The sequence below is a fragment of the Burkholderia crassaminum genome (assembly GCF_964265005.1).
Taxonomy (GTDB): domain Bacteria; phylum Pseudomonadota; class Gammaproteobacteria; order Burkholderiales; family Burkholderiaceae; genus Burkholderia.
Genome location: NZ_OZ183800.1, coordinates 3027744 through 3052098, shown reverse-complemented (window position 1 = coordinate 3052098; position 24355 = coordinate 3027744). Strand labels below are relative to the sequence as shown.

The window sequence follows — 24355 nt, the reverse complement described above, 5'->3', positions numbered from 1 at the left end:
TAGCCATGCGTTCGCGACGCGATTACGCGGCAGCGTCAGCCGTGCCCACCAGCTGCAGCGGCTTGCCATACCCGAAGCAATGCGCAGGCTCCGGAAACACACGCTGCCGCACGTCGTGCGCGTACTGGCGGATCGCGTCGCGCATCACGGCATTCGCATCGGCATAACGCTTCACGAAGCGCGGCGTGTACGCATCGAACGCGCCGATCATGTCCTCGGTCACGAGCACCTGCCCGTCGCACGCGGGCGATGCGCCGATGCCGATCGTCGGGATCGTCAGCGTTTCGGTGAGGTGGCGCGCGAGCGCTTCGGCGGTGCCTTCGATGACGACGCTGAACGCACCGGCCCGTTCGGCCGAGTGCGCGGCGTCGAACACCTGCGCGGCCGAGCGCGGGTCCATCCCCTGCGCGCGGAAGCCGCCCGTCGCGTTGGCCTGCTGCGGCATGAGGCCGACGTGCGCCATCACCGGGATGCCGCGCGCGGTCAGGAAGCGGATCGTGTCGGCCATCTCGCTGCCGCCTTCGAGCTTCACGGCCTGCGCGCCGGTTTCGGCGAGCAGGCGCGCGGCGGAGCGATAGGCCTGCGCAGGCGATTCCTGGTAGGTCGAGAACGGCAGGTCGACGACGACACACGCCTGCGCGGCGCCGCGTACGACGGCCGCGCCATGTGCAATCATCATGTCGAGCGTGACGCGCAGCGTATCGGGCATCCCGTACAGCACCATGCCGACGGAGTCGCCGACGATGATCACGTCGGCCACCTCGTCGACGAGTTTCGCCATCGGCGCGGAATACGCGGTCAGCGAGACGAGGCTGCCGACGCCCTTGGTCGAACGGATCGCGGTGACGGTCTTGCGGGTGGTGCGGGTATGAGCGCTCATGGGCTGAAGCCGTGTGAAAGAAGAGCCGCCACGGTAGCATCGCGCTCGTTCGTGCAATGACCTTCGGAGGACGTCTTATGTTGCTGGCGGGACAATCGGGTGACCCTTACGCGGTGCCGCCGATGGCGCGCCTGCCGAGGCCGCTGTACGTGCGTGCGTTCGAGATTCCCGGCAACGCGAGCGTCGATGCGCACAGTCATCCGTGGGCGCAGCTGATGTATGCGACGAGCGGCGTGCTCGAGGTGTCGACGCCGTCGGGCCGGCACCTGCTGCCGCCGCACTATGCGATGTGGATTCCGCCGCACGTGCCGCATGCGGTGTCGACACGCGATTGCGTCGCGTTCCACAGCCTGTATCTCGACGCCGCGATCGCGCGCGACGACGTGCACGACGATTGCGCGATCCTCTGCATGACGCCGCTGCTGCGCGAGCTGGTGATCGCCACGGCCGAATTGCCCGTGAACTACGACGAAGCGGGGCCGGACGGTGCGCTCGTCTGCCTGATTGCCGACCGGATCGCGCGGATGCGGGCGGCGCCGCTGACGGTGCCGCTGCCGCGCGACCCGCGCCTGCTGAAAATCGCGCGTGCGTTGCATGCGTATCCGGGCGATACGCGCAATCTCGACGAATGGGGGCATCAGGTCGGCGCGACGCGACGCACGCTGTCGCGGCTGTTCCGGCAAGACACGGGGCTGTCGTTCACCGAATGGCGGCAAGCGGTGCGGCTACTGGCGTCGCTGCCGCTGCTCGATGCGGGCGAGCCGATCGGCACGGTGGCCGCGCAACTGGGCTACGACTCGACGTCGTCGTTCATCGCGCTGTTCCAGGCGAAATTCCGCGTGACGCCCGGCGCGTACGCGAAGCGTGAAGCGCGCCGGCCCGTGCTGAGCGCGTGACGCGGCCGCTCGCCGCCACTCAGAACGCGAGCGCCTGCTGCACCGGATGGTGGGCGCCGCGCTCGAACCCCGCGCCTTCGAGCGACAGCAGCGCACGCTTGCGGTCGATACCGCCCGCATAACCGGTCAGGCTGCCCGATGCGCCGACTACGCGATGGCACGGCACCATGATCGACACCGGGTTCCGGCCGACCGCGCCGCCCACGGCGCGCGCACCGCTCATCGGCAACCCGACGCGTTCGGTGATGTCGCCGTACGTCACGAGTTCGCCGAACGGAATCGCGAGCAGTTCCTTCCATACCCGTCGCTGAAACGCGGTGCCGCGCAAGTGAATCGGCACCGAGAAGGTTTCGCGCGCGCCGGTGAAGTACTCGGCGACTTCTTCCGCGACCTTGCGCGCAAGCGGCGACATGGCGAGTGGGTCCGCGTCCTGCGCGATCGCCAGCGACGGGAAATATTTCTGGCCGACGAAGTAGAGGCCCGTCAGCGCATCGTCCTCGATACGCACGGCGATATCGCCCAGCGGGCTCGGAATCAGGTGAGCGGGCGTCATCGCAACACATCTCCATGAAGGCGCCACACGTGCTGTGCGGCATACGCGCGCCACGGCGCACGGCGCGCCGCATGCGGCGCGGATGATGGCACACGGTCGCGGTGCGGGCGGGAAGCCACGCCCGTCGTCGCGACGCCGACGAAGAGCCCGCCGTCGAAGCGGCGGTTCCGCGAAAGCAGGGCGTCGTGGCAGGTGTCGGGATCGAGGCGCATGAGGCGACTGTAAACCATCCCGGCCCCAGATTCTGGCTGGAATCGGACATGTGCATCGGCGGCAGTGCGCCCGCGCCCGCGTTGGGAAAATCCGGGAAAAACGGTTAATGCCACGTTGCGAAACAGTCATCTCTTTTGCCGCGACCAATTTGAGATGACTCATCGAAATCCCCGACTGACAGGGCGCCGGCAGACGCCCTATCCTTTGAAAAACGTTTTCCAGATTGATCGGCGGAATCGGCCGTGCGCGACAGCGCGCCGCCGCCCGCCCCGGCGCCGGTCGCCGGTCAACGAATACCGTGCGGCGCGACGGGCGCGGCCGCGCATCGGAGACATTTCATGCAATCTGCCGTCGTCGGCGCCGTGCGCGCGGCCGCCAGCCGCTACCGCTGGACCGTGTGTGCGCTGCTGTTTTTCGCGACCGTCATCAACTACATGGACCGGCAGATCCTCGGCCTGCTCGCGCCGATGCTCCAGCACGACATCGGCTGGAGCCAGGTGCAGTACGGCCGCATCGTGATGGCGTTTTCCGCGTTCTATGCGCTGGGCCTGCTCGGCTTCGGGCGGATCGTCGACTGGCTCGGCACGCGCGTCTCGTACGCGGTCGCGATGCTGGTGTGGAGCATCGCCGCGATGCTGCACGCGGCGGTCGGCTCGGTGATGGGCTTCGCGTTCGTGCGTGCGCTGCTCGGGATCGGCGAGGGCGGCAACTTCCCGGCCGCGATCAAGACGACGGCCGAATGGTTCCCGCGCCGCGAACGTGCGCTCGCCACCGGCATTTTCAACTCGGGCGCGAACATCGGCGCGGTATTCGCGCCGGCGATCATCCCGGCCATCGCGGTGGCCTACGGCTGGCGGTCGGCGTTCGTGATCATCGGCGCGATCGGCATCGTGTGGCTCGCGGTGTGGCTCGTGCTCTATCGCCAGGCCGATACGCGCGCGCTCGCCGCGGAATACGACGAGCCGCGCGACGAAGCCGAGGCGCTCGATGCCGCGAACGCGAACGCCGGCGCGCCGCGCTGGGGCGAACTGATCCGCAAGCGCGAGACGTGGGCGTTCCTGATCGGCAAGTTCCTGACCGATCCGGTGTGGTGGTTCTACCTGTTCTGGCTGCCGAAGTGGCTCAACGAATCGCGCGGGATGGACATGCAGCACATCGGCATGCCGCTCGTCTGCATCTATGCACTGACGACGGTCGGCAGCATCGGCGGCGGGTGGCTGTCGTCGATGCTGCTGCGCGCGGGCTGGAGCGTGAACCGTGCGCGCAAGACGGCCATGTTGATCTGCGCGTGCTGCGTGTTGCCGATCGCGTTCGTGTCGCAGGTGCAGAGCCTGTGGATCGCGGTGCTGATCGTCGGCCTCGCGGCGGCCGCGCACCAGGGCTGGTCGGCGAACCTGTTCACGACGGCGTCCGACCTGTTCCCGCGCCGCGCGGTTGCATCGGTGGTCGGGATCGGCGGGATGGCCGGCTCGATCGGCGGCGTGCTGTTCTCGGAAGTGATCGGCCAGGTGCTGCAGCGCACGGGCCACTACTGGGTGCTGTTCGCGATCGGCGCGTCGGCCTACCTGATCGCGCTGGGCGTGATGCACATGCTCACGCCGAAGATGAAGCCGGCGCAACTCGACGCGTGAAGGCGTGATCGCGTCATCGCGCAGTCACGTCATCGCGTGCCCGAAAACGAACGCGCCGCCCTTGGGCGGCGCGTTTTCATGTAGAGGCTCGGGGCAGGGGACTCAGCCGACCGCGGCTGTCGACGCGCGCATGATCAGCCGCGGCTCGAACGTCGAATAGCTCGCATCGGTGCGCCCCGCGAGCGCATCGATCAGCTTCTGCATCGCGAGCTCACCCATGTTCTCGCTCTGGATGTCGACGGTCGTCAGCGCGGGCGCCGCGTATGCGCCGTACGGCACGTTGTCGATGCCCGCGACCGACACGTCTTGCGGCAACCGGAAGCCGAGCGACGCGGCTTCCTTCATGAAGCCAAGCGCGATCAGGTCGTTGTAGCAGATCACTGCCTGCGGACGCTGCGGCCCGAGCATCACGCGCGAGCACGCACGCTCGCCGGCTTCGGCGGTCGGTGCATGCGCGTCGTGCACGTCGAGCGTGAGCCCGGCTTCGGCGAGGCAGTCGCGCGCGCCCTGGATCCGCTCGTCGTTTACACGCGCCGTGCCGAAGCCGAGATACGCGATGCGCGTGTGGCCGAGATTGAGCAGATGGCGCGCGAGCATGTAGGTCGACAGCCGGTTGTCGATGCCGACACTCGGAATCGGCAGGCCCGGGCTGCGGCGCAGCAGCACGAGCGGCTTGTTGAGGTCGAGCATCCAGCCGGCTTCGTCGTCGGGCATCCGCGTGCTGACGATCAACCCGTCGACGCGCTGCGCGAGCGCCTCGATCAGCGAGCGTTCGCGCGCCTGGCTCTCCTCGGTATCGACGAGCAGCAGCGTGTAGTCGTGCTGTAGCGCGACGCGGTTCGCCCCCTTCACCACGTTCGTGAAGTGCGGGTTGCTGATGTCGAGGATCACGAGGCCGATGGTGCGCGTGCGGCCGGTGATCATCGAACGCGCGAGCGGGTTCGAACGGTAGCCGAGCCGCTCGATCGCCTCCTTGAGCCGGGCTTCGACGGTCGGCGAGAAGCGCTGCGTGCCGTTCACGTACTTCGATACCGTCGCGACCGACACGCCGGCTTCCGCCGCCACGTCGCGGATCGTCGGGGAAACTTTTTTCATCGGGAGGGTAACGTTTTCGTTCGATAACGCCGGATTGTGGCAGAAAACGGGGCCGTGCGGCCACGCGCCGATATCGGGAAAGTGCGGATGGCTGCGAGCGGGTTCGACCATTGACGTTCGGCCGCGCTCCCGCGTATAGTTGGAAAACGTTTTCCGATTCAGTCAGATTTCAGGTCAGATTCAAGGAGATTCGATGAACGCCTCATCCACCGGCGCGCGCAAACCGTTCGGGCGCCTGCTGCTGACGGGCGCGGCCGGCAACCTCGGCCGCCAGTTGCGCGGCGCGCTCGCCGACTGGGCCGACGTCGTGCGCGTCAGCGACATCGCGACGCTCGGCGACTCAGCTGCGCATGAAGAAACCCGCGTCGTCGACCTGGCCGATCGCGCGGCCGTGATGCAGCTCGTCGACGGCGTGGACGCGATCGTCCACCTCGGCGGCATTTCGGTCGACGCGCCGTTCGACGATCTGGTCGGCGCGAACATCACGGGCACGTACAACCTGTACGAAGCCGCGCGCAAGCACGGCGTGAAGCGCGTCGTGTTCGCGAGCTCGAACCATGCGATCGGCTTCCACCCGGTCACGGAGGTGCTCGACGCCGATTCGCCGCTGCGCCCCGACAGCCTGTATGGCGTGACGAAGTGCTTCGGCGAATCGCTGTCGCGCTATTACTTCGACCGCTTCGGGATCGAGACGGTGTGTCTGCGGATCGGCTCGTCGTTCGAAGTGCCGAAGAATCCGCGCATGCTCGTGACGTTCCTCAGCTATCGCGACTTCATCGAGCTCGTGCGCTGCTCGCTGCTGACGAACCGCGTCGGGCATGCGATCGTGTACGGCGCGTCGGACAACCCGGTGAAATGGTGGGACAACACGAAGGCCGGTTTCCTCGGCTTCCGCCCGCGCGACAGCTCGGAGCAGTTCGCCGGGTTGTTCCCGGTGACGGCGCCGACCGCCGACTACGACGATCCCGCGCAGCGGTTCCAGGGCGGCGGATTCGTCGTCGGCGAGCCGATGGAGCGCAACGCATCGTAAGCGTCGCCGCCGCCGCCGTCGCCGGCATCGCGGCTCAGCGCAGGATGTCCGTCGCCTTGTGCCGCGCGTCGACACCGTCGATCAGGATCACCGGGCCGCTCGCGTGACGTGCGCGCAGCGGCTGGATCTGCCGGTACGCATCCGATTCGTACCATGCGCGCGCCGTGCCGAGATCGGGAAACGCGATCGCGATCAGGTCGCCGCGCCACACGCCTTCGCGCACCTCCGGCCGCGCGCCGTGAATCACGAAATGGCCGTCGTACGGCGCGAGCGTGCCGTCGATGCGCTCGAGGTACGCGACGATGTCGTCGCACATCTCGACGTCGTGCAGGTGGGCGATGGCGTAGGCGGTCATGGCGGGCTCCGTGGTGTGATGTGAATCGATGGCGCCATGATCGCGGCGCGGGCGGCGCGGGTCGATGACCTCCGACGTAAGGAAATCGCAACGCAGTCTCGCCTTGCCAGCCGGCCGCGCGTCGGTAAGAATGCGGCGAGACCACACGCGGCCGATCCCCCGGCCGCGTGACGACAATCGACCCAGCACGGCGGCCGCCCCGGCGCGTTCGCCCGATCACCACGCCACGCTACCCGTCATGCTTCGGCGCGCCTCCCGCCATCCGTTCGCGATCGCCGCGATCGTCCTGATGCTGTTGCTCGGCGTCACGCACCTGGTCGTCGTCCAGCTCGACGTGCGCGCCCGCGCGGCGGCGGACCTGAAGTTCAGCGAATTCGTCACCGATACCGGCAACAAGATCCAGGTTCAACTGCTGCGCTATGTGGACGTGCTGTCCGGCGTGCGCGGGCTGTGGTCGGTCGTCGGCGAGCCGACGCAGCAGCAGTTCGGCGACTACGTCGCGTCGTTGCACGTGGCGCAGCGTTTCCCCGCGATCGAAACGATCAACTACTGCGATTACGTCGCGACCGCGGATACGCAGCAATACGAGCAGGCGATGCGCGCGCGGCTGAAGCGGCCGGATTTCACGGTGTTTCCGGCCAGGACGCCGCACGCGTACCGGGCCGTCCTGCGCTACAACGTGCCTTACAAGGCGATCTACGTCGGGCGCGACGTTGCCGCGAACTTCGGCTGGAACGTCGTGGAAGACACGAACCGGACGGGTGAGCCCCATACGACCGGCGTCGGCGTCACGCAGCTCGACGGACACGTCGGCCCCGGTCTCGGCATCCGCCTCGCGGTGTACCGCGGCGGCGAGGTGCCGCCGCCGGCCGAGCGCCTGTCGCGCGCGACGGGATCGGCCGGCATCTTCGTCGACGTGCGTTCGCTGATTCGCGAGGCGATGCCCGACGACGACTGGCAGTTCGTGTCGCTGCGGCTTCATACGGTGGCGAAGCCCGGCGAACTGGCCGAAGTACGGCGCCGTGTGCTGTTCGCGTACGACAACGACGCGCTGTCCGGCAAGCCGACGCTGACGCAGCGCCGCACGTTCGTCGTGGCCGGCCGGCAGTTCGTGCTCGATATCGCGGTACCGGCCGGCCACTTCCAGGACGCGATCGGCCGCCATCTCCGTGCGATCGGCTACGCGCTCGGCGGCGCGATCAGTCTCGCCAGCGCGTTCATCATCTATCTGCTGCTGCTGTCGCAGCGTCGGCTGTCCGACACCGTCACGCAGCAGTCGGTGTCGCTCGCGAGCACGCAGCACCAGGTGTCGGCGCTGCTCGACGCGCAACTGCGCGCCGAGCGCGAGCTCACGCGGCAGGGCGAGCGCGAGCGCCAGCAGATCGGCCGCGAGCTGCACGACGACCTCGGCCAGAAGCTGACCGGTGCGTCGCTGATGCTGAGCACGCTCGCGCAATCGCGCCGCGACGGCGCGGACGACGCGCAGCAGGTGATCGACAAGGTATCCGCGATCGTCGAGGACGGCATCCAGACGATCCGCACGCTGTCGCGCGGGCTGTCGCCGTTCGACGGGTCGCCGCACGATCTCGCGGCCGCGCTGCGCGAACTGTGCGGCGACGTCGACCGCATCGCCGCCGGCGGCTGCCACCTGAGCGTCGAGTACGATACCGAGCTGCTGTCGCCGGATGCATCGCTGCACCTGTACCGGATCGTGCAGGAATCGATCTCGAACGCGCTGCGGCACGGGCGCGCGACGCGTATCGAAGTCGCGCTGCGCGACATCGACGGCCGGGTCGCGCTGTCGATCCACGACAACGGCACGGGCTTCGCGCCCGGTATCGATCCGGCCGCGCAGCCGGCATCGCGCCTCGGGCTGCGCAGCATCCGTTCGCGCGCGCAGCTGCTCGGCCTGCATGCGCGCTTCCTGACCAACGAAACCGGCGGCACGACCGTCGAAGTGGACTGACCGATGAACCAGACCCTCGTGCTTGTCGACGATCATCCGATTGTCCGCGAAGGCCTCGCGACGCTGCTGCACGCGGTGCCCGGCTACCGGGTCGTCGCGCAGGCCGGCAACGAGCGCGACGGCCTCGATGCCGTGCGCACCCACCGGCCCGACATCGCTGTGATCGACCTGATGCTCGGCGACACGCTGGCGCTGCGGCTGATCGAGACGATCGCGCACACGTATCCCGACACGGGCGTCGTCTGCATCTCGATGCACTCGGATGCCGCGTATGCGGAGCCGGCGGCGCTGGCCGGTGCGCTCGGCTACGTGAACAAGGCGAACGTGAGCCGCACGATCCTCGAGGCGATCGATTCGGTGCTGCGCGGCGTGCCGTATTTCCCGCCGGAAGTGCAGCAGAACCTGCTGCGCCGTGCGCGCGGCCAGGCCGCGAAGCCGACCACGCCGCTCGCCGCGCTGTCGCCGCGCGAGATCGAGATCCTGCGGATGATCGGCGAAGGGCTGACGAAGCAGCAGATCGCCGAGCGGATCGGCCGCAGCGCGAACACGGTCGAAGCGCATCGCACCAACATCAAGCGCAAGCTCGGCCTCGACAACAACGCCGAACTGATCCGTTTCTCCGCGCTGAACCTGTCTCCCGCCCCCGCGCGCTGAACCGCGAAGCGGGGCCCCCTCGCTCACGGGTTGATGGTTGCATCGATCCGTCGAGCGATTGTCCGGCCCGCGCGCCGGCCCTACGATCCCGATCAATACGACAACAACACCGCGGGGTCTTCATGCCATTCCGATTCGTCCCGACGGGCCCGGCCTTGCCGGCCTGTTGCCCGACCCACGCGGCCTGACGGCCTGAACGCCACGGCCGCGCGCACGGCACGTGCCGGCCGTCGCGCGCGCCATCGTTCGCGCAGGGCTTGCCGGCGGCCACGCCGTCGCGCCGGGCTCGTCGTTCACAACCTTTCACAACCACAAGAGCGAGACCACGATGAAACAACAGACCCTGGCCGGCCTGCTGGCCGGCACGACCCTGCTCGGCGCGCTGGCCGGATGCGGCGGCGGCGATAGCGGCACGCCGTCGACGAACAACAGCGGCAACGGCAACAGCAACGTGACGACGTCGCTGAGCGGCACGGTCGCGACCGGCTCGCCGCTCGGCAATGCGACGATCACGGCCTACCAGGCGGACGGCAGTACGTGCGGCTCGGCCGTGAGCGCGGCGGACGGCACCTATGTGATGCACAACATCCACTGCTCGTCGCCGTTCCTGATCGAGGCGCAGACGGCCGACGGGCTGCTCGTGGCGCCGTACGTCGGCTCGGGCACCGTGTCGAACATGAACCTGACGCCGCTCACGACCGGCATCTTCTTCGGCACGATCGCGAAGAGCGGCATCACGCGCACGCTGACCGATTCGCTGCAGACGCTCGACGACGCGCAGCTCAAGGGCTATTACGTGAACGTCACCGCCGACCTGCAGGCGATGTTCCCGCCGTCCGCGTACGGTGTCGACTGGACGAGCCTCGATCCCGTCACGACGCCGTTCCAGGCGAACCACCAGCTCGTCGACGCGGTGCTCGACCATCTCGGGCTGATTCGCCCGACGGCCGACAACCCGTCCGTGACGTACGTGAACACCAGCACGAGCCAGAAGTTTTCGACGACCGCGCCGGACAACGGCGGCGCGGCGGCGGTCAGCGGCGTGACGACGCAGGCGCCGCTCGCGTCGTCGGCCGCGCCGGCGAACACCACGGTCGGTTATCTCGACTTCAACTACCGGCAGCCGCTCGCATCGACGACGAGCCTGCGCGGTTCGATCCTCGATGCGGGTGCGTCAGGGAGTTCCGGCGGCGGGATCGCGGGCACGGTGTCGTTCGGCAGCCCGCCGGTTGCGTCGGCGTTCACGAGCGTCGGCGGCAACTACACGTGGGGCGCGAATATCGCGGCGGCCAACGGTTTCGATGCGAGCGCAACCGATTTCAATCTGCCCGCCGTCGCGATGCTGTGCCAGTCGCTGCCGGGGCAGGGCACGGGGCCGTCGTACCTGAAGTCGACCGACGTGCTGGTGCCCGCCGACGCGGTGCCGGTCACGCAGGCATCCGATCTCGTCGGCGTGTCGTTCACGCGTTACTACGAGGATTGCCTGCAGGGCGGCACGAGCCCCGCGACGACGACCGGCAACTATCTGTCGTTCGACGGGCAGGGCGGCGCGACCTTCGTCGTCGCGAACGGCGGGTCGACTCCGCAAACGGTCGCGGTGCCGGCCGCGCAGGTGACGGGCGCGCTGACGGGCACGCCGCTCGTGTCGCTCGGCGGCCAGCCGGGCAGCACCGTGTTGTCGGCCTACCGTTACCAGACCGCGTACGGGCTCACGCGCTACGTGCTGGTCGAGCGCGGCGGCGCGGGGGCGTCGTCCGCCTATGTGGGGATCTGGCTGCAGTAACGGGTATCGGGTCGACCGGCGCGTGCTCGCCCGCCGCGCCGGTCGACCTGCATCGCAGGGGGGGCCGGCCACGGCCGTCAATGCGGTTTGCTGCAAGCCGGATCGGTGCCGCGCCGCTCGGCCGAATCGCACCAGTAACTCGGCCGCCACGCTTCGAACGTGACGGCTTTCGCCGCGTTGGCGCGCGTGACGCGCACCGGGTCGGCCTTCAGCGCATCGCCGTTCGGGTCGTCGTCGAATCGCCAGTTCCGCATGACTTCCCGATGGAACACCCACGTGCGATGCGCGGCGTCGTAGCGAAACGTCACGCGGTCGCGCCAGTGGCTCGGCCCCGCGAATACGCCCTGTTCGACCGTGAAGGTGCGCGGTTCGATCGTGAGCGCGTTCTCGGCGACGCCATCGAGATACGGGTCGCCCATCCCGCCTTCGTCGGCTTTCATGATCACGGTGTCGTTGCGCGCCGCGAGCCGGTAGTGGCCGTCCTTGCCCGGCAGGAAGATCATCAGCGGGCGCAGCGACGCCTTGCGCATCGAATCGTCGGGCTGATGCGCGACGACGACATAGCCGAGGCGGGCGCTGTCGGTCAGGTGTCCCGATGCGGCGTCCAGCGCTTCGTAGCCGGCGGGAAGCTGCGCGACGATGTCGCCCGGAAGATCGGGGGTGTCCGGGCAACGGATCGAAGCAGGCGTGTCGCTGCACGTCGCGGCGTAGGTGCCGCCGATGCCGAACGTCAGCAGCGCGGCGACGAGGCATCCTTTGATGCGGGGAATCGTCATGCGGATCGGGTCTTGGGGGCGCGCCGCGGAAGCCGGCGCATATGCGTCGGCTCGTCTCGCCGCAGCGCAGGTTGATCGTTCGTCAGGTGGCGCCGTGTAACCGGTCATGCGCGCTTGCGCGTCGGCCGCGGGACCGGCACGGGCGCGGGCACCGGCGCCGGCGGTTCGTCGGCCTGCGCGCACAGCCGGTCGAGCATCCGCTGCGCGGTGCCCGCGCAATCCTCGCCCGCCGGCTTGTTCTCGATCTCGTCGATCAGTGTCTCGAGATGCTGTCGGTTCTGCGCGAGACGCTGTTCGAGCAGCACGATTTCGTCGACCTTGTGCCGCAGTGCGGCCAGCAGTTCGTCGCGCGGCCACGCGCCGAGATCGGGCGGCAGCACCGCGCGGATTTCGTCGAGCGCAAAGCCCGCGCGCTGCGCGCGGTCGATGATCGCGAGGCGCGTCAACGCTTCCGACCCGTATTCCCGATAGCCGTTGGCCTGCCGACGGGCCGGTTCGAGCAGGCCGCTCGCTTCGTAGAAGCGGATGCGCGACGCCGCGATGCCGCTGGCCCGTGCCAGTTCGCCGATTTTCATGCTGTGCTCCAAAGGGGCTTGACCTTAAAGTTGACTTTAAAGTTATCGTTGGGCATCGTCAATCGAGGGTGCCCTCCATGAACCTGTTTACGCCGCTGACACTGCCCAACGGGGCGGTGATTCCGAACCGTCTGGCCAAGGCCGCGATGGAAGAGAACATGGCCGATGCGAACCACGCACCGTCCGACGCGTTGCTGCGCCTGTACCAGGCGTGGGCCGACGGCCAGGTCGGCCTGATCCTGACCGGCAACGTGATGGTGGACGGCCGCGCGATGACGGGGCCGAACGGGGTCGTGCTCGAGAGCGACGCGCATCTCGACCGCTTCCGCCGCTGGGCGCAGGTGGCGCGCTCGGGCGGCGCGCACGTGTGGATGCAGATCAATCACCCGGGGCGCCAGATGCAGGCGGCGCTCGGCCAGACCACGCTCGCGCCGTCGGCCGTGGCGCTCGAACTCGGCGCGCTGTCGAAGCAGTTCCCGGTGCCGAAGGAGATGACGCAAGCCGACATCGCGGATGTACAGCAGCGCTTCGTGCGCGCCGCCAGGCTCGCGGAGCAGAGCGGCTTCAACGGCGTGGAGATTCACGCGGCGCACGGCTATCTGCTGAGCCAGTTCCTGTCGCCGCTGACGAACCGCCGGCAGGATCGGTGGGGCGGCAGCATCGAGAATCGCGCGCGCCTGCTGCTCGATATCGTGCGGGACGTGCGGGCGACGGTGTCGCCGGAATTCGCGGTCGCGGTCAAGCTGAACTCGGCCGATTTCCAGCGCGGCGGCTTCAGCGCGGACGATGCGAAGCGCGTGGTCGAACTGCTGAATCCGCTCGGCGTCGATCTCGTCGAATTGTCGGGCGGCAGCTATGAAGTACCGGCGATGCAGGGCGAGGCGCGCGACGGGCGCACGCTGGCCCGCGAAGCGTATTTCCTCGAATTCGCACGCGACATCACGGCCGTCGCGCGGATGCCGCTGATGGTGACGGGCGGCATCCGGCGCCGGGTGGTCGCCGAGCAGGTGGTCGACAGTGGCGTGGCGATGGTCGGCATCGCGACCGCGCTGTCGATCGAGCCGAACCTGCCGCGCGACTGGCGGGCCGGCAAGGACAGCGCGCCGGTGCTGCAGCCGATCCGCTGGAAGAACAAGGCGCTGGGCGCGCTGGCCAACATGGCTGTCGTCAAGTTCCAGCTGACGCGGCTCAGCGAAGGCCGGCGCACGCACCCGCAGGTGTCGCCGCTGCGCGCGCTGGTCAGGCAGCAACTGGCCGCGCAGTGCCAGACGCGGCGCTACCGGAAGTGGATGGCGGGGCGCACAGCGGGCACGCGTGCGTGACGTACGCGGGCGGGGCAGCCTCGACTGTCCCGCACCGCTCGGCCCGTCGCCTGGCGGGCCGTTTCAACGCTCGATCCTTTCGGATTACTTTCCGAAATATCGAACCCGTTTACTGCATTATTCAGGCGCCTGAGCGCGATTTCAGCGTGGCATAATCCACCACCTTCATCGCAATCCGCTCTCGTCGCGCGTCATGCACGTCGCCCGTTTCCGCAAGCCAGGCAGCCTGATCGGATTGATCGCAATCCTGATGATGGCGCTCGCCCCTGCGGTTTCGCAGATGATGGCGTCGCGTTACAGGCTCGTCGATGCGCTGGCTGTCTATTGCACGGCGAGCGTCGACGAAGCGGTGATCGCGCACGACGACGGCAAGCCCGCGCACAGCGTCAAGGCGCACTGGCAAGCCTGCCCCTATTGCAGCTTCGTTGGCCATGCGGCCGCGCTGCCGGGCCATGCCGTTGCATTCGTCGTTCCGCGCGTGGATTCGCAAAGGCCGATCGCGTCGGCATCGATCCCGGCCCGCATCCGTCTCGTCCATACCGTCGCGCAATCGCGCGCGCCCCCTGCGTTCTCCTGAGATCGTCTGATTTTTCTGCCTGACCCGCCGCCGCTTCGCGGCCGGAACAGGCGGCTGTTCGTCGCGCGTGCGCGCGACGGCATCGAACGACAACCGGAGAACACACAACATGCCCCGCTTCAACCAACGGCACGCGCCCCGCGCATGTGCCGCGCTGCTGGCCGCCGTCGCCGGCCTGACCCATGCTGCCTTCGCGAACGCTCACGCGGTGGTGGGCGATCGCGTTTTTCCCGCGACGATGACCGTGGACGACCCCGGTGTCGGCGACGAATTCGACACGCAGTTCGGCCACATCAAGTCCTCCGACGACAACGGCAACAGCATTAACGTCAATACCGTGTCGTACGAGTGGGACAAGCTGATCACGAAGAACCTCGCGTTCAGCGTCGCCAGCCAGTACGTGTCGCAGAACGCGCCGGACGGCGGCTCCGCGAAGGGCTGGGACAACGTGACGCTCGGCGTGAAGTACCTTGCCTATACGAACGCCGCGCACGAATTCATGGCGTCGGTCGGCCTCAAGACCGAGATCGGCGGCACCGGCGCGAAATCGATCGCGAATCCGTACTCGACGTTCACGCCGGCCGTCTACGTCGGCAAGGGCTTCGGCGATCTGCCCGCGTCGCTCGGCTATCTGCGCCCGTTCGCGATTACGGCCGAGCTCGGGCCGAACCTGACCACGGCCTCCTCCGACCAGGGCCCGAACTCGCTCGGCTGGGGCATGACGCTGCAATACAGCATTCCGTACCTGCAGCAGCAGGTGAAGAACCTCGGCCTGCCGCAGCCGCTCAGCAACATGGTCTTCGTCGTTGAGGCGCCGATGAGCACCTGCACGGCGGGCGCGTGCTCGGGCCAGACGACCGGCACGATCAACCCGGGTGTACTGTGGCTCAATCGCTACGGGCAATTCGGTGTCGAGGCGCAGATCCCGGTCAATCGCGCGAGCGGCAACCATGTCGGCGTGCTCTTCGACGCGCACCTGTATTTCGACGACCTGTTCCCGGGCTCGCTCGGCAAGCCGCTGTTCTGATCGACGGAGAAACGCCATGAATCAGCTGACCACATTGCGCATGGCCGCCGCCGCGCTGCTCCTCGCCGGCGCGCAGTTCGCGCATGCCCATGCGTTCCCGACGCATCAGGTGCCGTCCGCCGGCGAGACCGTGACCGCGTCGCCGCCACGCGTCGCGATCGATTTCGACGACGGGCTCGAACCCGCGTTCAGCTCGATCGCCGTCACCGATGCGCAGGGCCACGCCGTCACGAACGGCAAGGCCGAGGTCGACGCGTCGAACCGCAAGCACATGTCCGTCGCGCTGAACCCGCTTGCGCCCGGCGTCTACACGGTGGCGTGGGTGGCCGTCGCGCTCGACGGGCACCGCACGCAGGGGCACTACGCGTTCACGGTGAAGTAACGCCGGCCGCACGCGCGCGCCGCCGTGCATGTGCCGGCGGCACGCGCGTTGCAGTGCTGCACAGTGCGTCACAGCGCTTCGCGCCGCGTCAGAACCGGTAGTTCGCCAGCACTTCGAGCCGCCGGTCGTTGCCGAGCAGGTATTGCGTCTCGTTGTAGTACGCGGACTGCACGAAGCGGCGATTGAACACGTTGTACGCGCGCGCCGTGATCGTCGTGTCCTTGCGCGGCTTCCACGCGAGGCCGAGGTCGACCGTGGTGTACGACGGCATCACGAGCTGGTTCGCGGTATCGGCGAAGCGCTTGCCGACGTACTTGACGCCTGCGATGCCCGTCCAGTCCGGCGCGAAGCGCCAGCTCACCCACAGGTTCGCGAGCCGCTGCGGCACCGACACCGGCACGTTGCCCGCGCGTGACACCGTCGTGCCGCCGGCCGTCTGCTGGAAGTCGTCGTATTTCGCGCGCAGGATCGACACGTTCGCGTCGACGCGCCAGTCCTTCGCGATCTCCGCGCCGACCGTTGCCTCGAGCCCGCGCGACGACTGCTGGCCGACCTGGATCGACTGGTTCGGGTTCAGCGGATCGGCCGTCACGAGATTGCTCTTGACGATCCGGTACGCGGCGAGCGTCCATTCCGCCTTGCCGTCCAGGAACGACTGCTTCACGCCGATTTCGATCTGCCGGCCGGTCGCGAGCGTGAAGTTCGCCTTCGACGCATTCAGCGACAGCAGCGAGCTGATCGGGTCGGCCGCGACCGAATACTGGCCGTACACGGCGAGGCCGGGCTGCACGTCGTACACGGTGCCGATGCGCCAGCCCGTGTTCGCGAATACCTTCGTGAACGCGCCGCCGTTCACCAGATCGTCGCGGTTCACGCTCGCGTGGTCGTAGCGCAGCCCGCCGATCACCGACCAGCGCGGCGTGATTTCGAGCCGGTTCTCGGCGAACAGCGCGTACTGGTTCGACTGGCTGCGGTACTTCGGATAGGTGCCGGCCGTGTTGATGAAACTGCCCGGGGCGAAGTTGAACGGATCGACCGTCGACGTGCCCGAATACGGCGAGTTGTTGTCGTGCTGGAACGTCGTGTGATTGAACTCGACACCCGTCGAGAACGTGTTGCGCATCCCGAGCAGCGCGGAGGTCACGGTGGCCGCCGTCACGTTGCCGTACTGTTCCTGGTCGTGGAAGATTTCCGTATAGCTGCTGCGCCGGACCTGCGCGGTCGACGGCAGGTACGTGTAGTACTCCGCATCCTTCCAGTGACGGTTGCTCTTCATCCGGTACAGCGTGCTCGTCACGTTCAGGCTGTCGCTCGGCTGCCAGTTCGCCGACACCGTCGCCCAGCTGTCGCGGAACGCGATGTCGCTGTCGCCGACGTTGTAGTTCTTCTTGTCGAGCGCGCGATCGCGCGCGCCGTTGACGAGCGGCACGCCGAAATACTGCATCGGGTGCTGGAAGCCCTGCGCATACGACGCCGTCACGTACAGGTCGGACGTCACGTCGTAGCGCAGCGCGCCGGAGATCGACAGGTTGCGCGAATTGCCGCGGTCGACCCAGTTCGACGAACGATTGCCGCTGATGTCGAAGCGGTACGACAGCTTGTCGTTGATCGCGCCGCCGCTGCCGAACGCGACCCGCGCCGTGCCCTCGGTGCCGCCACCGGCTTGCAGCTCGTTCTGGATCGGGCCACGCGTCGGCTTCTTCGGAACGATGTTGACGACACCGCCGATCGCGCCTTCGCCGTAGATCACCGAAGCCGGGCCGCGCAGCACGTCGATATGGTCGACCGACCACGTGTCGAACGGAAAGGTGATGCCGATTGCGCCGTACGGGCGCACGCCGTCATAAAGCTGTGTGACCGACGACGCGCCGACGAAGCCGCGTGCGCCGAGTTCCGAGCCGCCGTTGCCGGGATGCGGCGATGCGCTGATGCCGGCGGCGCGGCTCACCGCGTCGACGATCGCACTGTCGCCGCGCGAGTCGAGCGTCTTGCGATCGATCTGCTCGACGCTCGCGGCCGTTTCGAGCGATGACAGGCCGAGACGGCTGCCGGTGTCGAGCGGTTGCGTGAGCGGCGTCGCCTTCCTTGCGTTGACGCGAATCGGCGCAAGCGTGGCACCGGTGTTCCCGGTGTCGCTTTCCTGGGCTTGCCCGGCGGGCGCGAAGGCCGCGAGCAAGGCGGCGGGCAGCATCAATCTGAACTTCATGTTTCGGTTTCCTTTGAATCTGTGTAACGAGTCATGCCGCAGGCGGCGCATCAGAACGCGTACCGCATGCCGGCGAACACGCTGCGTCCTTCGCCCGGATAGAAGATCGCGGTGTTCGCGGTGCGCGCGTCCGCGACCGTGCTGATGTCGCTGACGTAGCGCTTGTTGGTCAGGTTGCGCGCGTCGACGAACAGCGACAGTCCGTTGCGGAAGTCGTAGCCGGCCTGCAGCCCGAGCAGCGTGTAGCTCGGCACGCGCAACGTGTTCGCGTCGTCGGCCCAGGCACCCGACGGCACCCAGTCGAGCGTGGCCGCGATGTGGAAGCCGCTCGGGCGCGCGTAACCCAGCGTCGCGCGCAGCACGTTCAACGGTACGCCCGCGATCCGGTTGTTGCCGTACTGCGGGTCGTTCTTGAAGCGGAAGTCGTTCAGGTTCCAGACGCCGGACAGCGTGACCTTGTCGCCCACGCCGCGACCGGTGACGTTGCGGAACAGCTCGACCGACGCGCCGGCCTCGATCCCTTGCAGCACCGTCTTGTTCGCGTTGAACGTCGCCGCCGGCACGTCCGGGTTCGTCGTGTACTGCAGCAACTGGTCGCGCACGAGCGAGCGATAGGCGGTCACGTCCCAGCTCACGCGCTCGCGCGAGCCGCGCGTGCCGAACTCGATCGTCCACGCGTGCTGCGACGCGAGCGGCGTGAAGCGCGTCGTGTTCGAGAAGGTTTGCGTGAGGTCGGTGAAGTCGGGTACGTCCTGGCTGCGCGTGATGTCGACGTACGCCTGGGTGTTCGCATCCGGCTGCCAAAGCAGCCCGAGCTTCGGATTGACGCCGCTGTAGCTCGCGTTCGTCGACTTGTAGTTCGGGTCGCGCGGCAGCCCGCCGTTGTCGATGTACTCGCGCACCGAGTGCAGCACCTTCACGCCGGTCATCAGCGCAACGGTCGGCACGAAGAACAGCCGGTTCTCGACGTACGCCTCGTAGTTGAACGCGGCTTGCGTCGAGTCGAGCGTCTGCGCGCCCTTGTTGCCGTTGACGTTCACGTACTGGTTCGCCTGCGTGCGGCCGCCGAAGAAGCGCGCGCCGACGATCAGGTCGTTGCGCATCCCGCCGAGCGTCAGGCGGCCCGTGTAGCGTGGCGCAAATCCGTAGGTCCAGCCGTCCTGGTCGAGCGCCTGGAAGATCGGGTGATAGAGGCTCTTGTGAATCGCCCACGTGTCGAATTGCAGTTCGCCCGAATCGAGCTTCACCGTTGTGCGGTTCGCGATCCGCTCGGTGCGCGTATTGCGCGCCTGGTCGCCCGATATCGCGTTCGGCGCGGCCTTGGTCGGATTGTTCAGCGCGTCGGACAGCGACAGCGTGCCCGGCAGCAACTGGTCGACGACATACACGCCGACGTAGAAGCGCGTCTCGACGGCCGGGCTGAACCGGTAGCCGACGTTCGCGTTGAACTGCTCGTATTGCCCCTTCGCGTGATCGCGATAACCGTCCGAATGATTGACGCTGAAGTTCGCGAGGAAGTCGAGCGGGCCGAGCACGCGCGAGATCTGCGCGCTCGTGCGTACGGTGCCGTAGCTGCCGCCTTCCACGCGCACGATGTTCGGCGCGTCGGCGGTATGGGCAGTCGGCGTGATGAAGTCGATCGCGCCGCCGAGTGTCGATGCACCGTACGCGAGGCCGTTGCCGCCCTTGTAGACCTGCACGGCCTGCAGCGCGAGCGGATCGATCTGGTAGTAGTCGCCACTGCCGTCCGCGAGGTTGGTCGGGATGCCGTCCTGCAGGATCTCGAGACCGCGCGTGTGGTACGAGCGGGCAATTCCGGAGCCGCGAATCGACAGGCGCAGCTCCTGGCCGTAGCGGTTTTCGACGAACACGCCGGGCACGTCCTTCAGCACGTCGCGCAGCGTGAATGCGTAGGTGTTCCGGTAGCTGTCGGCATCGACGAAGCCCACCGAGCCGACCGTCTGGTCGAGCGCGCGCTTCAGGTCGGCGGTCGATTTCGACGTCAGCGCGTCCGTCGCGCGGGTCGCGTTGACGTTGATCGCGGGCAGTGTCGATGCTGCCGGCGCGTCGGTCGGGGCGTTGGTCGGCGCGGCGCCTTGTGCGCATGCGGCCGACGCGGAGAGCACCGAGATCGCGCCGGACAGCGCGACGGCAATACGGGTCAAGGGAAACATGTCGTTATACGTAGGGTTATGGTGACGATGATGAAACGGACTCGATGCGCGCCATGCGCGGCGCCGGCCGCCGCGCGTGGTCACGCGCGCGGGCTCGGCATCGGGCACCGGCAGGGCGGGCAGGCGAAGCGGACGGCGCCGCGCGGTGTGCGGCGGCGCGGTCGCGAGGTGCGTCAGGCGCGGGCGGAAGGCGGCCCGCGCGCGGCGAGCGCATAGCGCTTCGCCGGGCGGTGGGCGATGGGGATCAGTAGCTCGGGCGGCGCATGCCGCACGGCCGGGGAGGAGGAGAGGAGCACCGCGACTTGCAGCGGTGGATGGCCGGCGAGCAGGCCGCAATAGCCGCAGCGGTCGAAATGCTTGTCGGACGGTAAATCGGCCGGTAAATCGGCCGGCGCATGCGTTCCCGCGTGCGCCACGAGCGTGTTGCCGGTTGCCGAGCAGATCGGCGCGGCCGGCACGCCGCTATCGGATGCGCTCGCGCGCAGTTGCGAGATCAGCGGTGCGACGAGTGCGAGCACGAGCGCGAACAGCCCGAGCCACGCTGTGGCCCGGGCTTGCCGCGTCGGCGCGCAACGTACGCCGGCGCGTGATGAATCAGGCTGCCGCGCGTGCCGCACGGCCGAACAGCAGACGGTCGATCAACCAGACCGCGACGATCGTCGCGCCCATCAGCGGAAAGACGATGCCGAGCAGCACGAGCCCCGCAATCCAGCCGCGCATCGGCGGCGTGCCGCGTTCGCGCGACGGCGCGCCCACCTTGCCCGCCGGGCGGCGTTTCCACCACATCACGGTGCCCGTGACGGCCATCGCGGCGAGCCCGAGCGACAGCACCGCACAGATGATCTGGTTCGCGAGCCCGAAGTAGCGGCCCATGTGCAGCGACGTGCCGTACGACACGGCCCGCGATACCGCGCCGTAGTCGTCATAGCGGATGTCCTTCAACACGGTGCCGCTGTACTGGTCGATGTAGATCGTCCGCTCGGCCTGCGGATCGTCCGGGAAGTACGACGCGGTGAACACGCCGTCCGCGCCGGCCGGCAGCGCGAGCGTGTAGCCGCTCGTCACGCCGAGGCCCGCGACGATCGCGATTGCGCGGGCCAGCGGCAGCGGTGCCGGCGTCGGTGCCGACGGCGAATGCGGGACGGGCACGTTGCCGACCGCCCACGGCGTTTGCGGCAACGGCAGGTCGTCCATCACCATCCCGGGCATCGACTCGCCCGATTCATGATGATGGCCGGCCGCCGCGGCGGCACCCGGGCGCGTCGAGCGCACCGACCCGCCGCCCCATGCGCCTTCCGGTGCACCGAGGTTTACGGTCGCGGCCAGCGCCTTGAAGTTCTTGCCCCACGAGCCCGACCACGGCAGCCCCGTCAGGATGAATGCGACCGTGCCGGCCGCGAGCCAGATGCCGGCCGTCGCGTGGAGGTTCTTCCACAGCGGCCGGCCGCGCAGCGACAGGTCAGGGCGCAGTGCCTGCCCGACGCGCGCCGCACCACGCGGCCACCACAGTGCGATGCCGGTGCCGATCATCACGAAGGTCCAGCATGCGGCGAGCTCCATCAGCAGTTCGCCTGTCTTGCCGAGCAGCAGCTTGCGATGCAGCATCCGGTCGATCTGCATGAAGCGGTTCTCGACGCTCAGCGTGCCGAGCACGCTGCCGTCGTACGGGTTCACGTACACGCTCTCGCGGCTGCCGTCGCGCAGCCGGAACACATATTCGGCGCTGCGGTCCGGCGCGGTCGAGACCTGGACGGAAACCGGCGTCGCGCCGGCCGGCATCGCGGTGCGCGCGCTCGCGAGCAGCGTGTCGGAATCGAGTCGCGGCGTGGCGCGTGGCTCGACGACGAGCCGGTGCGGATACAGCAGCGGCTCGATCTGCGGCTGGAAGCAATAGAGCGTTCCGGTGATCGCGAGGACCACCAGGAACGGCATGACGAACAGGCCGGCATAGAAGTGCCAGCGCCAGAGCGTCCGGTAACCGGCGTGGGTGGATTGAGCGGGCGAGATCGCCCGTTCGACGGTGGTCGACATGGTGTCAGCTCCTCGTGTTCGTTGAGCGGCCACGCCGGCGCGGGCCGGCGGACGTCAACGTGCGTTGCGCCCGCTTGTGCGCAGCGACGGAACGGGCGGCGCGGCGCCATGCGCGGACGATGCGCATGGCGGCGTCGCCCGCGCGATGCGGGCAGGCGGGTGAACGCTTGAATCAGGTCGTATGAGACGAACGGCGTGCAGGCCCGTGCACATCGACGTGCGCGGGCCGCAGGGTGGAACCGTCAGCAGAACAGAGGAGGCGCGCGGGAGGGTGGGCGATCGTCGAAGATCGATCGCACGAAGGGAAGACGGTCGACGTGAATCCGGAAGCGCCGCGGCGCGGCGGCGGGAAACAGCAGCACCAGCAGCACGAACGACGCCAACGCCGTGAACAGCGCGGCACCGAATGCGCACAGGCTGTCGCTGCTTCCGGACGAAGCCGGGTTGTCGGCATGCGCGTCATGCTTGAGCGCATCGGCGAGCGCGAGCGCATCGTTGGCCGGTGTGATCGGCGCGCCGGCATCGAAACGGGCGGCCAGCGCGGCCACGTTGACGATCAGCGGGCCGCGGCCCGAACACAGCACCACCGAGCCCGCATCCGGACCGTCCGGATCGAGCATCACGGCGCCCGACATCAGCGCGCGGGACAGCAGCGTCACGAGGAGGAACCCCCACAGCAGCTGTCGCGCGACGCCTTGCCGGAGCAGGAAGCGGCGAAGTGCGTTCATGGCGCGCGATTGTACATCCGTTTGCGGGGAGGGGACGGTCGTCACGCTGATGCGCGGAATCAGCCCGGCGCGCTTCCGGAAGCGGATCGGGCGCGCCCGTGGCGGCTATCCGGAACCGGACGATCCGCTGCCGGGCGGTGTGTTCGCGGGGCCATACGACCAGGTGCCGTCCGCGCGGGCGGTCAGCACGTTGCCCGAGCGCCGGTCGTAGAGATGCCACTGTTCGTCGGTCGGGTCGTCGCCGTACGGCCAGGTCGTCAGCTTGCCGCCGAGGTCGAAGTCGAACGCCCACGAACCCGGTTGGGCGCGCGGCGTGACCGATTGCAGGATCTGTCCGTCGAGACGTTGCGCGGCGGCCGCGATGTCGCCGGAGCGGGATTCGCTGTGCGCGAGCTCGTGACTGTCGAGTGCGATCGACCAATGGCAGTAGCAGATCCACAGATGCCCGTTGCCGGCGACCGTCACGTGCCGCGACGCGAGCCTGTCTCGAGCCGCCGCGGACAGGCCGGGCGAGCCGGCGAGCGGCTCCCTGACATGCAGCGCGGGTTGCCCGAATTCGAACGTGAGAAAGCTGCCCTGGCCTTTCGTCACGGACCAGGCAGGGGTTTCGCAGATGGCCGGCCAGATCCGGTCGAAGTCGGCGGCGTTCACGGCGTGCGTCTCACTTCGGCGAAACCGGCCCGGGTGTCGATCGCGGTGTCGTCATCGCCGGCGAGCATATCGGACAGGTCGGCAGGCGACATGCGCCGCATCGCCCGCTCGACGTCGCGATCGTAGCGGCGATCGTTCGGGTCGAGATGCTTTTGAGCCTTGCGCCCGTAGCGCTTCACGAACACGCCGAGTGCGCCGGCCAGCCGGGATGTCCGGTTCCTGATGCTCATGCGGCGAGATTATCGGGCATGCGCGCGAATCGGGAATGGCCGCCGTGGCCGTGCTTGCCGCCCGCGGCAGCCGATGGGTCGTGCCGGCTCAGGCCGGATACGCATCGTCGACTTTCAGGTTCGCGAGGCGGAACAGCGTGCGCAGCGTCTGCGGATGAATGTCGCGGTGCGCGGCGAGCGACGTCAGCATGAAGTCGAGCACCTTCGCGTAGCGGAGCAGCACGAGGCAGCGCGCGAGATCGGGCGTGCGGCCGCGCATGTCCTCGGCGAGGTGGACCATTTCGGTGGACAGCGAGCGCGCCATCTCGAGTTCCATCTGCTGTTTTTCGGTCCAGTCGGGCAACGGCTGTTCGAGCAGTTTCGCGAGAAAGAGCTGGAACGACGTATCGGACGAATTGGGCAGCGCATCCATGAAGGGCCTCGTTGCTTGCGCGGATCGTTCGGGCGGATCCGGTGGAGGCGCCCGAGGGTGGATTTGTGTCCGCGCGGTGATCGACGCGGCTGTCTCACCCGAACGGAATGCAGGTTCCGTACCAGCGCAGCGAAACGATTGTTGAGCAATGTTGAGCGACGGTGCGATGCGGGGCGGCGAGTCCCGCCGGTACTGGATTGCGGAGGCG

Annotated in this window: 24 protein-coding genes and 1 pseudogene; 10 read left to right on the top strand and 15 right to left on the bottom strand. The window is 68.2% G+C overall.

The features are described from left to right. Positions 1–22: 22 nt before the first annotated feature. Entirely contained in the window at positions 23–880 is an 858-nt protein-coding gene (gene panB / locus ACPTTF_RS30745) for a 3-methyl-2-oxobutanoate hydroxymethyltransferase (RefSeq protein WP_423369461.1), read from the bottom strand. A 77-nt stretch (positions 881–957) separates the two neighbouring features. On the opposite strand from panB, the gene ACPTTF_RS30740 reads away from it, so the two are divergent. Then, positions 958–1776, top strand: a complete 819-nt coding sequence (locus ACPTTF_RS30740) for an AraC family transcriptional regulator (protein ID WP_423369460.1) — start codon at positions 958–960, stop codon at positions 1774–1776. A 19-nt stretch (positions 1777–1795) separates the two neighbouring features. On the opposite strand, the gene ACPTTF_RS30735 is transcribed toward ACPTTF_RS30740, so the two are convergent. Both ACPTTF_RS30735 and ACPTTF_RS30730 read right to left on the bottom strand, forming a co-directional pair. Continuing rightward, entirely contained in the window at positions 1796–2329 is a 534-nt protein-coding gene (locus tag ACPTTF_RS30735) for a methylated-DNA--[protein]-cysteine S-methyltransferase (RefSeq protein ID WP_423369459.1), read from the bottom strand. Positions 2330–2433: 104 nt separating this feature from the next. After that, positions 2434–2559, bottom strand: a pseudogene (locus ACPTTF_RS30730) (Ada metal-binding domain-containing protein); the annotation flags it as partial. A gap of 321 nt (positions 2560–2880) precedes the next feature. Between ACPTTF_RS30730 and ACPTTF_RS30725 the strand changes: the two are divergent. Further along, complete coding sequence (locus tag ACPTTF_RS30725; RefSeq protein WP_423369458.1) at positions 2881–4173, top strand: MFS transporter; 1293 nt, start codon at positions 2881–2883, stop codon at positions 4171–4173. 102 nt (positions 4174–4275) lie between these two features. Here ACPTTF_RS30725 and ACPTTF_RS30720 read toward each other — a convergent pair whose 3' ends face one another. Further along, the gene (locus tag ACPTTF_RS30720; protein ID WP_423369457.1) at positions 4276–5379 is read right to left on the bottom strand and encodes a LacI family DNA-binding transcriptional regulator; all 1104 of its coding nucleotides are present in this window, start codon (positions 5377–5379) and stop codon (positions 4276–4278) included. 82 nt (positions 5380–5461) lie between these two features. Here ACPTTF_RS30720 and ACPTTF_RS30715 point away from each other — a divergent pair, with 82 nt between their 5' ends. Then, positions 5462–6298 (top strand): NAD-dependent epimerase/dehydratase family protein, encoded by an 837-nt coding sequence (locus ACPTTF_RS30715; RefSeq protein ID WP_423369456.1) that lies wholly within the window; start codon positions 5462–5464, stop codon positions 6296–6298. Between the two features lie 34 nt (positions 6299–6332). Here the strand turns inward: ACPTTF_RS30715 and ACPTTF_RS30710 are convergent, their stop codons facing one another. Next, positions 6333–6653: a DUF1330 domain-containing protein gene (locus tag ACPTTF_RS30710; protein ID WP_423369455.1), complete on the bottom strand. Its 321-nt coding sequence runs from the start codon at positions 6651–6653 to the stop codon at positions 6333–6335. Between the two features lie 238 nt (positions 6654–6891). Between ACPTTF_RS30710 and ACPTTF_RS30705 the strand changes: the two genes are divergently transcribed. From ACPTTF_RS30705 to ACPTTF_RS30695, 3 genes are all read left to right on the top strand, one after another. Next, positions 6892–8619 carry a CHASE domain-containing protein gene (locus tag ACPTTF_RS30705; RefSeq protein WP_423369454.1) on the top strand — a complete coding sequence of 576 codons (1728 nt, stop codon included), beginning with the start codon at positions 6892–6894 and terminating at the stop codon, positions 8617–8619. A gap of 3 nt (positions 8620–8622) precedes the next feature. Beyond that, complete coding sequence (locus tag ACPTTF_RS30700; RefSeq protein WP_166955015.1) at positions 8623–9273, top strand: response regulator; 651 nt, start codon at positions 8623–8625, stop codon at positions 9271–9273. A 328-nt stretch (positions 9274–9601) separates the two neighbouring features. After that, complete coding sequence (locus ACPTTF_RS30695) at positions 9602–11056, top strand: hypothetical protein (RefSeq protein WP_423369453.1); 1455 nt, start codon at positions 9602–9604, stop codon at positions 11054–11056. A gap of 77 nt (positions 11057–11133) precedes the next feature. Here ACPTTF_RS30695 and ACPTTF_RS30690 read toward each other — a convergent pair whose 3' ends face one another. Further along, positions 11134–11832, bottom strand: coding sequence for a hypothetical protein (locus ACPTTF_RS30690; protein WP_423369452.1), 699 nt, complete (start codon positions 11830–11832; stop codon positions 11134–11136). Between the two features lie 104 nt (positions 11833–11936). Then, a complete protein-coding gene (locus tag ACPTTF_RS30685) occupies positions 11937–12407 on the bottom strand; it encodes a MerR family transcriptional regulator (RefSeq protein ID WP_423369451.1) in 471 nt (156 codons plus the stop codon). Positions 12408–12484: 77 nt separating this feature from the next. Between ACPTTF_RS30685 and ACPTTF_RS30680 the strand changes: the two genes are divergently transcribed. The 4 genes from ACPTTF_RS30680 to ACPTTF_RS30665 all read left to right on the top strand — a co-directional run bounded on the left by ACPTTF_RS30680 (position 12485) and on the right by ACPTTF_RS30665 (position 15715). Beyond that, positions 12485–13729: an NADH:flavin oxidoreductase/NADH oxidase family protein gene (locus tag ACPTTF_RS30680; RefSeq protein WP_423369450.1), complete on the top strand. Its 1245-nt coding sequence runs from the start codon at positions 12485–12487 to the stop codon at positions 13727–13729. A gap of 193 nt (positions 13730–13922) precedes the next feature. Further along, a complete protein-coding gene (locus ACPTTF_RS30675; protein WP_423369449.1) occupies positions 13923–14306 on the top strand; it encodes a DUF2946 domain-containing protein in 384 nt (127 codons plus the stop codon). Between the two features lie 109 nt (positions 14307–14415). After that, on the top strand, positions 14416–15333 hold the full coding sequence (locus ACPTTF_RS30670) for a hypothetical protein (RefSeq protein WP_423369448.1): 918 nt from the start codon (positions 14416–14418) through the stop codon (positions 15331–15333). A 16-nt stretch (positions 15334–15349) separates the two neighbouring features. Then, positions 15350–15715 carry a copper resistance CopC family protein gene (locus ACPTTF_RS30665; RefSeq protein WP_166955005.1) on the top strand — a complete coding sequence of 122 codons (366 nt, stop codon included), beginning with the start codon at positions 15350–15352 and terminating at the stop codon, positions 15713–15715. An 88-nt stretch (positions 15716–15803) separates the two neighbouring features. Here ACPTTF_RS30665 and ACPTTF_RS30660 read toward each other — a convergent pair whose 3' ends face one another. From ACPTTF_RS30660 to ACPTTF_RS30625, 8 genes are all read right to left on the bottom strand, one after another. Then, positions 15804–17921, bottom strand: a complete 2118-nt coding sequence (locus tag ACPTTF_RS30660; RefSeq protein ID WP_423369447.1) for a TonB-dependent receptor — start codon at positions 17919–17921, stop codon at positions 15804–15806. 50 nt (positions 17922–17971) lie between these two features. Beyond that, positions 17972–20095 (bottom strand): TonB-dependent receptor family protein, encoded by a 2124-nt coding sequence (locus ACPTTF_RS30655; protein ID WP_423369446.1) that lies wholly within the window; start codon positions 20093–20095, stop codon positions 17972–17974. A gap of 173 nt (positions 20096–20268) precedes the next feature. Continuing rightward, a complete protein-coding gene (locus ACPTTF_RS30650; protein ID WP_423369445.1) occupies positions 20269–20712 on the bottom strand; it encodes a DUF2946 domain-containing protein in 444 nt (147 codons plus the stop codon). Then, a complete protein-coding gene (locus ACPTTF_RS30645; protein WP_423369444.1) occupies positions 20690–22126 on the bottom strand; it encodes a PepSY-associated TM helix domain-containing protein in 1437 nt (478 codons plus the stop codon). Before ACPTTF_RS30645 ends, ACPTTF_RS30650 begins: the two co-directional genes overlap by 23 nt. A gap of 242 nt (positions 22127–22368) precedes the next feature. After that, entirely contained in the window at positions 22369–22854 is a 486-nt protein-coding gene (locus tag ACPTTF_RS30640) for a hypothetical protein (RefSeq protein ID WP_423369443.1), read from the bottom strand. Between the two features lie 105 nt (positions 22855–22959). Then, on the bottom strand, positions 22960–23505 hold the full coding sequence (locus ACPTTF_RS30635; RefSeq protein WP_423369442.1) for a hypothetical protein: 546 nt from the start codon (positions 23503–23505) through the stop codon (positions 22960–22962). Further along, positions 23502–23735 carry a hypothetical protein gene (locus tag ACPTTF_RS30630; RefSeq protein ID WP_208101891.1) on the bottom strand — a complete coding sequence of 78 codons (234 nt, stop codon included), beginning with the start codon at positions 23733–23735 and terminating at the stop codon, positions 23502–23504. Before ACPTTF_RS30630 ends, ACPTTF_RS30635 begins: the two co-directional genes overlap by 4 nt. A gap of 88 nt (positions 23736–23823) precedes the next feature. Next, a complete protein-coding gene (locus tag ACPTTF_RS30625; RefSeq protein WP_021162626.1) occupies positions 23824–24147 on the bottom strand; it encodes a hypothetical protein in 324 nt (107 codons plus the stop codon). Positions 24148–24355: the final 208 nt, after the last annotated feature.